10 protein-coding genes are annotated in these 12,099 nt (G+C 67.9%); 4 read left to right on the top strand and 6 right to left on the bottom strand.

All coding sequences use genetic code 11. The features are described 5' to 3' along the window. Positions 1 to 66 precede the first annotated feature (66 nt). The 4 genes from ctaE to qcrB are packed head-to-tail and all read left to right on the top strand — an operon-like array spanning position 67 to position 4,281. On the top strand, positions 67 to 705 hold the full coding sequence (gene ctaE / locus BRM1_RS02405; protein WP_268527820.1) for an aa3-type cytochrome oxidase subunit III: 639 nt from the start codon (positions 67 to 69) through the stop codon (positions 703 to 705). Positions 706 to 744: 39 nt separating this feature from the next. Further along, positions 745 to 1,530, top strand: coding sequence for a cytochrome bc1 complex diheme cytochrome c subunit (qcrC, locus tag BRM1_RS02400; RefSeq protein ID WP_160953663.1), 786 nt, complete (start codon positions 745 to 747; stop codon positions 1,528 to 1,530). Between the two features lie 46 nt (positions 1,531 to 1,576). Continuing rightward, positions 1,577 to 2,620 (top strand): cytochrome bc1 complex Rieske iron-sulfur subunit, encoded by a 1,044-nt coding sequence (gene qcrA / locus BRM1_RS02395; protein ID WP_160953662.1) that lies wholly within the window; start codon positions 1,577 to 1,579, stop codon positions 2,618 to 2,620. Continuing rightward, entirely contained in the window at positions 2,620 to 4,281 is a 1,662-nt protein-coding gene (qcrB, locus tag BRM1_RS02390; protein ID WP_268527818.1) for a cytochrome bc1 complex cytochrome b subunit, read from the top strand. Before qcrA ends, qcrB begins: the two co-directional genes overlap by 1 nt. A 2,010-nt stretch (positions 4,282 to 6,291) precedes the next feature. Here qcrB and istB read toward each other — a convergent pair. The 6 genes from istB to ctaC all read right to left on the bottom strand — a co-directional run bounded on the left by istB (position 6,292) and on the right by ctaC (position 12,018). Continuing rightward, on the bottom strand, positions 6,292 to 7,077 hold the full coding sequence (gene istB / locus BRM1_RS02385; RefSeq protein ID WP_268525472.1) for an IS21-like element helper ATPase IstB: 786 nt from the start codon (positions 7,075 to 7,077) through the stop codon (positions 6,292 to 6,294). Next, complete coding sequence (istA, locus tag BRM1_RS02380; protein WP_326956769.1) at positions 7,077 to 8,327, bottom strand: IS21 family transposase; 1,251 nt, start codon at positions 8,325 to 8,327, stop codon at positions 7,077 to 7,079. Before istA ends, istB begins: the two co-directional genes overlap by 1 nt. 22 nt (positions 8,328 to 8,349) lie before the next feature. Further along, on the bottom strand, positions 8,350 to 8,769 hold the full coding sequence (locus BRM1_RS14045) for a GNAT family N-acetyltransferase (protein ID WP_442864336.1): 420 nt from the start codon (positions 8,767 to 8,769) through the stop codon (positions 8,350 to 8,352). A 245-nt stretch (positions 8,770 to 9,014) separates the two neighbouring features. Further along, positions 9,015 to 9,416 carry a cytochrome c oxidase subunit 4 gene (locus BRM1_RS02375; protein WP_268527817.1) on the bottom strand — a complete coding sequence of 134 codons (402 nt, stop codon included), beginning with the start codon at positions 9,414 to 9,416 and terminating at the stop codon, positions 9,015 to 9,017. Next, a complete protein-coding gene (gene ctaD, locus BRM1_RS02370; protein WP_160953659.1) occupies positions 9,413 to 11,128 on the bottom strand; it encodes an aa3-type cytochrome oxidase subunit I in 1,716 nt (571 codons plus the stop codon). The genes BRM1_RS02375 and ctaD overlap by 4 nt, the downstream gene beginning before the upstream one ends. Next, positions 11,125 to 12,018: an aa3-type cytochrome oxidase subunit II gene (gene ctaC, locus BRM1_RS02365; protein WP_268527815.1), complete on the bottom strand. Its 894-nt coding sequence runs from the start codon at positions 12,016 to 12,018 to the stop codon at positions 11,125 to 11,127. The genes ctaD and ctaC overlap by 4 nt, the downstream gene beginning before the upstream one ends. Positions 12,019 to 12,099: the final 81 nt, after the last annotated feature.

The following is a 12,099-nucleotide window of genomic DNA, read 5'->3' as shown; positions in this document are numbered from 1 at the left end:
GAAAAAGTGGCCGCGCAAGCTGAGCAAAAGATGAAATCTTCCTGCTGACTGAGTAATAATGACTCCGTGTCCACTGCCACTGCATCCCAGACAGCGCCCGTACATCCGGTGATCAACCGGCCGAATACCACGACGGTCGGCTTCATCGTGTGGCTCGCCTCCGAGCTGATGTTCTTCGCGGCGCTCTTCGCCATGTACTTCACGATCCGGTCGGTCGTCCCCGAGCTGTGGGCCGAGGAGACCAAGGTGCTCGACGTGCCCTACGCGCTCGTCAACACCACGATCCTCGTGCTGTCCTCCGTGACCTGCCAGCTGGGCGTGTTCAAGGCCGAGCGCTTCGCCCCCCGGCGCACCGGCGGCCTGTTCGCCATCGGCAAATGGGGCATGGTCGAGTGGTATTTCCTCTCGTTCGTCCTGGGCGCGATCTTCGTCGCCGGGCAGGTCTACGAGTACGCGAACCTCGTCTCCGAGGGCATCGCGCTGAACTCGAACGCGTACGGCTCCGTCTTCTACCTCACGACCGGCTTCCACGGCCTTCACGTGATCGGCGGCCTCATCGCGTTCCTCCTCGTCATCGGCCGTGCCTACGGCGCGAAGCGCTTCGGCCACCGCGAGGCGACGTTCGCGATCTGCGTGTCCTACTACTGGCACTTCGTCGACGTGGTGTGGGTGGGGCTGTTCTCAGTCATCTACCTGCTCAAGTGAGCCTGCGCACCTGCATCTGAGATTGGAAAAGGATTACCAGTGAAGCTACTCTCAGCCCGGCGCCGCCACCCGATGGCGCTCGTCGTCCTCCTGCTCGTGGGCCTACTGCTCACGGGCGGCGCCTACGCGCTGTTCACCTCGAACAGCAGCGCCAAGGCGCAGGAGTACTCCAGCGATGACGTCGCGCAGGGCCAGAAGCTCTTCGTCGCCAACTGCGCCACGTGCCACGGCATGAGCGGGCAGGGCACGGAGAACGGCCCGAGCCTCGTGGGCGTCGGCGCCTCCTCGGTGGACTTCCAGGTGGGCACCGGGCGCATGCCGCTGCAGATGAGCGGACCCCAGGGCCAGGTCAAGAAGCAGCAGTTCAACCAGGACCAGATCGACCAGCTCGCCGCCTACGTGGCCTCCATGGGCCCCGGCCCCTCGGTACCGGAGGGCGACTACCTCGACGCGTCCAAGGGCGATCCCGCCAAGGGCGGCGGCCTGTTCCGCACCAACTGCGCAATGTGCCACAACGTCGTCGGCGCCGGCGGTGCGCTGACCCGCGGCAAGTACGCCCCGAACCTGCAGAACGTCTCGGAGAAGCACCTCTACGAGGCCATGCAGACCGGCCCGCAGAACATGCCGATCTTCAACGATGCCAACCTGACGCCCGAGCAGAAGCGCGATGTCATCGCCTATGTCCGCAACGCCTCGGAGGAGCCCTCCCCCGGCGGCTTCAAGCTCGGCGCGCTCGGCCCGGTGGCGGAGGGCCTGTTCATCTGGTTCTTCGGCCTCGCGGCCGTCATCGGCATCACGGTGTGGCTCACGGCCCGGTCCAAGTGACCGCAGCAGAATTCTCATCCGCAACGAGTATTAGACGAGGAACCGAATGACCTCGAAAGACCACGACGGCGCAGCGGGCGGCACGCTCGACACCGTGAACGGCTTCACCGATCCGGGTCTGCCGGAGCACAAGCCGCGCATCACGGACGTCGAGCCCGCCGCCGCGAAAGTCGCAGAGCGCCAGGTCGCCGCCTGGTTCATCCTCTCGATGATCGGCACGATCTGGTTCATCGTGTCCTACTTCCTCTTCGCGCCCGACGGCTCGCTGGGCCGCCTGCGCCTGCAGAACGCCATGCTCGGCATCGGGGCGGCCATCGCGCTGGGCTCGGTGGGAATCGGCATCATCCTGTGGGCCAAGACGCTCATCACCGACGCCGAGGTGACCGAGGACCGCCACAGCATCGCGGGCTCGGCCGAGGACCAGGCGATTGCGCTCGAGATCCTCAACCAGGCCAAGGAGGAGTCGGGCATCGCCCGCCGCCCGCTCCTGCGCAACCTCCTCATCGCCGCCGTCGCGATCGCGCCGCTGCCCGCCGTGCTCGTCCTGCGCGACCTGGGCCCGCTGCCCGGCGATGCGCTGTTCCGCACGCTGTGGAAGCAGGGCGTGCGCCTGTGCCAGGACCCGGGCGGGGTGCCCGAGGAGGACCGGCCCATCAAGCTCGCCGATGTCACGATCGGCTCCGCGTTCCACGTCATCCCGGAGAAGCTGCGCGAGTCCGAGGACCCGCTCAACGAGAAGGCCAAGGCCGCGGTGCTCCTCATGCGGATCCGGCCCGAGGAGCTCAACATCGAGCCCGGGCGCGAGAACTGGTCGATCGACGGCGTCGTGGCGTACTCGAAGATCTGCACGCACGTCGGTTGCCCCGTCGCGCTCTACGAGCACCAGACGCACCACCTGCTGTGCCCCTGCCACCAGTCGACGTTCGACGTCACGAACCACTGCAAGGTGATCTTCGGTCCGGCCAAGCGCCCGCTGCCGCAGCTGCCCATCGCCGTCGACTCCGAGGGCTACCTCGTCGCGCAGAGCGACTTCCACGAGCCCGTGGGCCCGACGTTCTGGGAGATCCACACAAGGAGCACTGACGCCTGATGAGCAATACCGTCACCGATTCGAAGTTCCTCACCGGCGCCGCGCGCTTCGTCGAGTCCCGCACCGGGGCGTCCGCCGCGGTCAAGGAGTTCGGGCGCAAGATCTTCCCGGCCCACTGGTCGTTCATGCTCGGCGAGGTCGCCCTCTACAGCTTCATCGTCCTGCTGCTCTCCGGCACCTTCCTCACCCTGTGGTTCAAGCCGGCGATGGGTGAGATGCACTACGAGGGCAGCTTCGCCCCGCTGCGCGGTGTGGAGATGTCCGAGGCCTACGCCTCGACGCTGAACATCTCGTTCGAGATCCGCGGCGGACTGTTCCTGCGCCAGCTACACCACTGGGCGGCCCTGCTGTTCATGGCGGCGCTGAGCCTCCACGCGCTGCGCATCTTCTTCACCGGTGCGTACCGCAAGCCGCGCGAGCTCAACTGGATCGTCGGCGTCGCGCTCATCGCGATGGGCATGGCGGCCGGCTTCACGGGCTACTCCCTGCCCGATGACCTGCTCTCCGGCAACGGCCTGCGGATCATCGACGGGCTGCTCAAGTCGATCCCGCTGGTGGGCACCTACGTGTCGTTCTTCCTGTTCGGCGGCGAGTTCCCCGGCACGGACATCGTCTCGCGGCTCTACACGATGCACATCATGCTCGTGCCTGCGGTGCTCATCGCGCTCATCGGCGTCCACCTCATGTTCGTCGTCATCCACAAGCACACCCAGTGGCCCGGCGCCGGCCACACGGAGAAGAACGTCGTGGGCGAGCCCGTGCTGCCCACCTTCGCGGCCAAGGGCGGCGGGTTCCTCTTCATGATCTTCAGCCTCCTGTGCCTCATCGCGGGCCTGTTCACGATCAACCCGATCTGGAACTACGGGCCCTACGATCCCTCGCCGGTCTCCGCGGGCACGCAGCCCGACTGGTACATCGGCTGGATGGACGGCTTCCTGCGCCTCATGCCGGGCTGGCTCGAGTTCTACATCGCGGGCTACCCCATCAGCTTCAACATCTTCTCCGCGCTGCTCGTGGCCGCCGTCCTGTTCGGCGCCATGATCGCCTGGCCGTTCTTCGAGGCGTGGCTGACGGGCGACCACCGCGACCACAACATCCTCGAGCGCCCGCGCAACAACCCGACGCGCACGGCCGTGGGTGTCGCGGCGACCGTGTGGTACCTCGTCATGTGGGCCGCCGCCTCCGGCGACCTCATCGCGGTGTTCTTCCACATGTCGCTCAACGATGTGACCTACGTGCTGCGCACGCTGTTCTTCCTGGGGCCGATCCTCGGCTACATCGTCACCCGCCGGGTGTGCCTGGGCCTCCAGCGCAAGGACCGCGAACTCGTCCTGCACGGCATCGAGTCCGGCCAGATCATCCGCCTGCCCCACGGCGAGTACCAGGAGCGCCACATTCCCGTCGACCCGCACGCGCGCTGGAAGCTCACGGCCTTCGAGTCGCCCGCGCCGGTTCCCGCACGGGCCAATGCGAAGGGCGTGGTGCCGCGCAGCGAGCGCGTCCGCGCGAAGTTCGCGCAGTTCTTCTTCGAGAACCGGGTCGAGCCCGTCACGAAGGACGAGCTCGATGCCGCCCACCACGATCACCACGGCGAGGTCGAGGGCGGCCACGACGCCGAGCTGGCAGGCGCCGGCCACGGCGAGCTGCCGAAGGGCCACTGAACCGCGTACGCCTGAGCGCACACGAGCGCCGTCTCCCGCTGGGAGGCGGCGCTCGTCCATGCCCGACCGGCGAGCCGGACTGATTCCGTGCTGTTCGTGCGGAGTGGTCGGCCCGTGATAGCTCGTCGAGTCGCGTCCATGCCCAGGCCTCTGCTCATGCCGCATGCGCACCCTGGAGGACGCCTCGGTGCGCGGCGGTCGACGGGCGCGCGTGCAACCGCCTGCGCACTCTGGAGGACGCCTCGGCGCGTGGCGGCCAACGCGCACCCGTGTGCCCGAAGCCGTATACGCCCACCGGTGCCTCTCGAGTTCGCCGTCCGATTCACCGGTACGCGGTGGGCCGCGCGCACGACCGTCGGCCCGCCCATCGCAGGGTCCGCGCAGCGATCTCGCCAGCGGGTTGACTCGCTGCGCTGGGCCTCACACCCGCTGCCGCGCACACATCCTGACCGTTCGGAAACACCGTGGCAGCTCACCAGGCCTCGCTGTGCACGCGTGTGGCGCCCACGCCCGGGTCGCTCATGGCCCGGCGCGGCCTCGGGCTTTCGGACAGTCGCGGGGCACCTGCGTACCCGGACGGTGCTGGAAGCCCCCACGCGGCTCCCGACTCGCAGGGCGCCCTCGGCAACAATCGGAACCAGGTCGCTCCCGGCTGCAATCGGAACCGGAGCGCTCCTCAGCGACTCGGTGCGTGCGCCCTGGCTCGTCTGGAAGGAGCGGCCCTCTGCTCACGTGTTCGGCTGCCCCGGGAAGGCCGCGCGCGCCGTCTTTCGGGACTACGCTCAAGTGGCCCCCACCCGGCTCACACTTCGCCCCGCCGCGCCCTGCCGGCCTCCGCGCAGGCTCCCCGAGCGGCTTGCCGCTCCCGGCATCATTCGCTGGGCAGCACGGCTATCGAAGGATCGGTGCCTGGTCCCACGCCATACCGGATCGAGCCGGGCCGTCCTCCACTCTCGTGGTAAAGCCTTCATCCCGGTTGGCCGTTCCCGGCAGTGGTCAGAGCTATCGGCACGCGTCACGGAGTCGCCCCGCGCCTTCTGGCGCGTCCTGCCCAGCCCTTCGGCTACGTGAGGTCATCCGTCGTGAAGACCGCCCAGAGTTGTCCGCAGAGCCAGGCAGAGGTTGCCGCCCCCTCCCCCGCATACGCTTCGACGGATCCTGCACCAGCTCGCGTTGGACGCGTGTCCACCGGTGAGGCACCCCCGCGGAGGGTTCGGAGGCGAGCACACGACTGGGAGCGCTCCGACGCGCCACGATGCACCCACCGAGGGCAAACGGCCCGAGTGCCCAGCTGCGGGCGTCTCTGCCCCAGTCGACGGACGGGGCGGCGTCTCGCCGTCGAGCGTTTCCGTGCCGTCCCACGCGCGGTCGGGACCCGCACGCGCCGTCGGGCCCTGTGCACGCACCGACAGGCCCCACACGCCTGGTCCGGCCTCCCCATCCACTGTCAGGCCCCCCACGCACCGTCTGGCCCCACACACAGGCCGCGCGCGCAGTGTCGGGGCCTGTGCACGCACCGACAGGCCCCACACGCCTGTCAGACCGACCATGCGGTGCCAGGCCCCCATACATCGTGACCGTGCGCTCACCGTCAGATCGTGCGCGCACCGTTAGAGCGCGCGCACACCGTCCCAGTGCGTACGGACGTGCCCGCACACCGCTCGGGGCTGGCCGAGACCCGCCGAAAGACCGGCCCACTACGTTGAGACCCCGCCGCGGGCGCCCGACGCCGTCGCGATGGAGGAGGCGCGACCGGCTCCACGACCGGCGCCCACCGCGGCGGCCCCTCGGCGAAGCGCTCCCTCGCGGCACTCCCCACCGGGGCACCCCACATCGTGTGCGGCCCGCGCCTACCCGAGTGCTGCCGCGATCTCCTCATCGGCCAGCGGGCGATCGGCGAGGACAAGGCGAACCGCGGCTGCGTCGGGATTGCCGACGTCGGGGCTGTCAACGTCGGCTGAATTTTGACCCCTTATCGACGCATGAAAATTGACCCCCTCGGGTTCGTTGTTACTGGTCGCCGCCCGGCGCGGGCGGGGTTTTGAGGAGCTCGCGTCGGGCTCGGGTGCGGTAGGAGTCGCCGGCGAGGGTGAGGACCTCGGCGTGGTGGACGAGGCGATCGATCATCGCGGATGCGACGATGTCGTCGGCGAAGATCTCGCCCCACCGGCCAAAGGGCATGTTGCTGGTCACGAGGATTGAGCCTTGCTCGTAGCGGGCTGCGATGAGCTGGAAGAACAGGTTCGCGGTATCGGCGTCGAAGGGCAGGTAGCCGACCTCGTCGATGATCAGCAGCCGGTAGCGGCGGAGCCGTTTGAGTTCGTGTTCGAGGCGCCCCTCGCGGTGCGCGGTCTGGAGGCGTGATGCCCATCCGGTGGCGGTGTCGAACGCGACGGGGTAGCCGGCGTGGCAGGCTCTGATCCCGAGGGCGATGCCGAGGTGGGTCTTGCCGACTCCGGGTGGTCCGAGCAGGATCACGTTCTCTGCTTTCGGGATCCAGGTCGTCGTCGCCAGGTGCGCGAGGACATCGCGACGCAGCGAGGGCTGATGATCGACGTTGAAGTCCGCGAGTGTCTTGACGGCGGGGAAGTGCGCGCCCGCGATCCGCAGGCTGGTGCCGTTGGCTTCTCGGTCTGCGACCTGGCGTTGCAGGACCGCGGTCAGATACTCCTCGTGGGACCAGCCTTCCTCTCGTGCGGTCTCGGCGAGGGGCTCCCAGACGCGACCGATCGTGGGAGCTTTCAACGCCCGGGCGAGATACCCGAGTGTCGCGGCGGTCTCGGTCGTGACGCCCATCAAGCCACCTCCCCGGTCGCCGGGTCGAACCGGACCCCGAACAGGTCGTCGTAGTCGGCGGTGTCCCGGAACATCACCCGCTGCGCGGGCCTGCCCCGGTCTGCGCGTTCTCGATCGCGTTTCGCCGCCGAGAACAACGATCTGAGCCCTCGGGCGGTCTCGACGTGGGCAGGGTCGGTGACCACCGCCCCGGCCGCCCAGCACCGGTCGTGGTCAGCGACTGTGTTCCCGTCGCAGACGACGATCACACGGGTCAGAGTCGCGGTGACATCGACGAGCCGGCCGATCACCCGCGGGTCAACGGAGTAGTCGTTCGAATCGACACGGACGTAGTAGTCGCGGCCGAGGCGGACCCGGCTCACCAGGCCCGTGGCCGGCGGGTGCGGCGGCAGAGCCGTCATCGCCGCAACATCACGGTCCAGGACATCGATGGGCCGCCCGCCGAGGGAACGGACCGTCCGGGCGTTCGCGCGGGGCAGCCAGTCACCCAGCTGCGCGTTGAAATCGGCCGGGGACGTGAACGCCCGGCCAGGCAGGAACGACGTCTCCAGATACTGGTTGTTGCGCTCCGTCATGCCCTTGAACTCCGGATCCCGCGGCGGTGCGAGCACGACCCTGGTCGCGAGGGTCCCCGCGAACGCGGCCGCCGCCTGCGTCACCTTCCCCTTCCCTCCGATCGCTGCCTCACGATCCCAGACCAGCGTCTTCGACACCGCACCGACTTGCGAGATCAACTGCCACATGCCCGCCAGCAGATCCCCGGCCTGACGCGAGGGGAGCATCACCGCGGACAAGAACCTCGAGAACGTCAGCGTCATCACCAGCACCGGCAGCATCGCCGCCTGCCCGAACCCGACCGGGATCCGCGGCTCCGGGAACCACAGATCCATCTGCGCAGCCTGCCCCGGCTCATGCACCAGACGGTCCGCGGGATCCACCCCGGCATACTCCGGCCGGATCACCCGGATCCGGTCCTTGAGGATCGTCAGCGAGTGCGACCATCCGATCCGCTCCGCGATCACCGTCGCGGGCATCTTCGCATCCACCCGCAACAATTTCCGCACCTCCGGCTCAACAGCGTCGACCAGCGACCCCTTCGGCGCACGCCGATACGACGGCGGCTCGTTCGACGCCAACGCCGACTTCACCGTATTCTTCGAGATCCCCAGCTCCCGCGCGATCTGCTTGATCGGCACCCGCTCGGCCCTGTGCAAACGGCGGATCTCCGCCCAATCTTCCACTGAAATCACCCTCCAAGGATGCTGGAGGGGGTCAGAATTCACCCGTCGCCACGGGGTCAGTATTCACCCGTCGTCGACAGGGGCCGCGAAAGCGGACGCTGAGGCCGCAGCGCTCGGCTACGGCTCGCGAGCCGGTGTTGTGCTCGAGCACGAGCGCGACGACGGGACGAGCCGCGTCGAGCCTCTGCGCCTGCGCGACCGCTTCCGCAGCCGCCTCTGTGGCGAAGCCGCGACCCTGCGCACTGGGGGCGAATCGATACCCGAGGTTCCACAGGCGCCCAGCGGCACGGCCCCAGCAGCCCGGGTATCCGATGATCCGGTCGGGCTCCCCAGCCGTGCTGACGAGCCACGCACCCAGCCCGTCGGCGGCACAGCCCTCACGCCAGCGGTCGATCCCGGCCGCGGACTCCCCCTGACCTCCAGGGGCCTTCCGGAGGGAAAATGGGTCCACACGCGCGGATCGGCGGCGATGGCGAACACGGCCGCCGCATCGTCTGGACGCGGCGCCCGCAGCACCAGGCTGCGGGTACGGTGGCGTTCGAGCGACGTGTGCATGTGCCGATGCTATGCCCAGGCGAAACCCGATTCCAGGTGATTCACGCAGGCCGGGCCACGGCAACCGGCGCCCGACACAAACGCAGGGCCGCCGGACGCTGTGCGTCCGGCGGCCCTGCGGCTAGCCCTCAAGCAAGCCCGTCAGTGGGCGAAGTTGCCCCGGTCGTACTCGAAGACCAGGCCCACGAGCCCGACGAGCGCGATGACCGCGCCGAACGGGACGATCCAGAAGCCCACGGCCATCCCGAAGAAGCAGATGCCGGCCCCCACGCCGATGACGAGCGGCCACCAGCTCCACGGGCTGTAGAACCCGTATTCGTAGGCCTCGTCGGCGATCTCACCGTCGTCCGAGTCGGCCGCGATGCGCCCGATGCTGCGCGAGTGCAGGAACAGGTACCCGCCGATCATGATCGACATGAGTCCGGCGAGGAGGATCGCGGGGAAGCCGACGAGCTCCTTGAAGTCGGTGAGGATGCCGTAGACGATCCCAACCGGGATGAAGAAGAAGATCCCGCTGGAGAACATGATGGCTGAGACCTTCACTTGGCTGCCCCCTGGGTGGTCGCCGGGGAGTACGCGTCGCCCGGGTACCCGGCGAGCTCGAGGAGCTCCGGGTGATTGGCATCGAACGCCGGGCGCTCCGAGCGGATGCGCGGCAGCGAGTCGAAGTTGTGGCGCGGCGGCGGGCACGACGTGGCCCACTCGAGCGATCCGCCGTAGCCCCAGGGATCGTTGACCGAGACCTTGGGCGCCCGGCGGGCGGTGATCCACACGTTGAAGAAGAACGGGATCATCGACAGGCCCAGGATGAGCGAGCCGTACGTCGAGATCTGGTTCATGAACGTGAAGCCGTCCTGCGGCAGGTAGTCCGCGTAGCGGCGCGGCATGCCCATGGCGCCCAGCCAGTGCTGGATGAGGAACGTGCCGTGGAAGCCCACGAACAGCAGCCAGAAGTGGATCTTGCCGAGGCGCTCGTTGAGCATCTTGCCGGTCCACTTGGGCCACCAGAAGTAGAAGCCCGCGAACATCGCGAACACCACGGTGCCGAAGATGACGTAGTGGAAGTGCGCCACCACGAAGTACGAGTCCGAGACCTGCTGGTCGAGCACCGGGCTCGCGAGGATGACGCCCGTCAGGCCGCCGAAGACGAAGCTCACGAGGAAGCCGAGCGACCACAGCATGGGCGTCTCGAACGTGATGGAGCCCTTCACCATCGTGAAGATCCAGTTGTAGATCTTCACGCCCGTCGGCACGCCGATGAGCATCGTCATGAAGGCGAAGAACGGGAGCATGACCGCGCCGGTGACGTACATGTGGTGCGCCCACACGGTCACGGACAGGGCCGCGATCGCGATCGTCGCGAAGACGAGCATCCGGTAGCCGAAGATGGGCTTGCGGCTGAACGTCGGGAAGATCTCGGAGACGATGCCGAAGAACGGCAGCGCGATGACGTACACCTCTGGGTGCCCGAAGAACCAGAAGAGGTGCTGCCAGAGTATGGGCCCGCCGTTCTCCGGTGAGAACACGTGGGCGCCGAAGATCCGGTCCGCGCCCAGCGCCAGCAGCGCCGCAGCGAGCGGCGGGAACGCCATGAGGACGAGGATGCCGGTGATGAGCGTGTTCCACGTGAAGATCGGCATGCGGAACATCGTCATGCCCGGGGCGCGCATCGTGATGATCGTCGTGATGAAGTTGACCGAGCCCAGGATGGTGCCGAAGCCCTGGAATCCGAGGCCCATGACCCACAGGTGCCCGCCCACCCCGGGGGTGAACGTCGTGTTGCTCAGCGGCGCGTACGCCGTCCAGCCGAATGAAGCCGCACCCTGCGGGGTGAGGAAGCCCGCGCAGGCGATGAGGCTGCCGAAGAGGTAGAGCCAGAACGCGAACGCGTTGAGCCGCGGGAACGCGACGTCCGGCGCGCCGATCTGGAGCGGCATGAGGACGTTCGCGAAGCCCGAGAAGAGCGGCGTGGCGAACATGAGGAGCATGATCGTGCCGTGCATCGTGAAGAGCTGGTTGTACTGCTCTTTCGTCTCGATGATCTGCATGCCGGGCTCGAAGAGCTCGAGGCGGATGAGCAGCGCCATGACGCCGCCGATGCAGAAGAACACGAAGGAGGCGATCAGGTACATGTACCCGATGGTCTTGTGGTCAGTCGAGGTGATCCAGTTGACGATCACCTTGCCGAGGCTGCGCGGGACGGGTCCCTGTTGGCCCGTCGTCGTCGAGGTCGGCCGGTTGGCTACCGCCGTCATTCTCCAGCGCCTTTCTGCTCGTGCGGGTTCTGGTACCAGTCGGTGCGATCGTACTCCGGCCCGAGCCGGCCCTCATTGCCCTCTGCCTTGAGTCCCGCGGTGTACTTCTTGTACTCGTCGTAGGACACGACCTTGACGTTGAAGAGCATCTCGGAGTGGAACTCGCCGCACAGCTCCGCGCACTTGCCCACGTACTCGCCCTCCTTGAGGGGCCTGAAGTGGATGTGCTCGGTGCGGCCCGGCGTCATGTCGCGCTTCTCGAGGAAGGCGGGAACCCAGAAGGAGTGGATGACGTCGCGCGAGCGCAGCTGCAGGTCGATGTCGCGGTTCGCGGGCAGGTAGAGCGTCGGGGCGTTGCGGCCCGGCGCCTCCGTGCCGTCGAGGTTGGCCTGGACGCCGGCGTAGTGGACGTTCTCCGTCATGTAGTTGAAGTCCCACGACCACTGCTTGCCGACGACCTCGATCTGCTCCTGGCCGGGGGTCTTGTCGTCGATCGTGTGCTCGAGGGAGTGCACCGTCTGGAAGAAGAAGCCCATGATGAGGACGATCGGCAGCGCGGTGTAGAGGATCTCGATCGGCATGTTGTACTGCAGCTGCACGGGCAGGCCGCGGTCCGACTTGCGGCGGCGGTAGACGACCAGGCACCACAGCATGAGGCCCCAGGTCACCGCGCCGACCGCGAGTGCGGCGATCCAGCCGCCGTTCCACAGCGCGATGTAGTGCTCCGTGTGGGAGGTGGCGCCCTTGGAGTCGACCGGCAGGAATCCGACTTCCCACTGCTCCTTGGTGCAGCCGGCGAGCAGCACCGTGCTGGCAAGGGCCCCGGCGACGCCCAGGCGCTTGGCCCAGGTGCCCCTCCCCCTGCGAACTGGCTGATTCGGAGAATCCACGTGCAGCCTTTCGAAACCTTCTTCGCGTCAGCGCGCGCTGCCCGCCCGGTGGGCGGACGACCGCGGGCGCGGGTCGCGAAC

Source organism: Brevibacterium sp. BRM-1 (genome assembly GCF_026802075.1).
In the GTDB taxonomy this organism is placed as follows: Bacteria; Actinomycetota; Actinomycetes; order Actinomycetales; family Brevibacteriaceae; genus Brevibacterium; species Brevibacterium rongguiense.
This window is presented reverse-complemented; position numbering and strand designations above follow the sequence as displayed.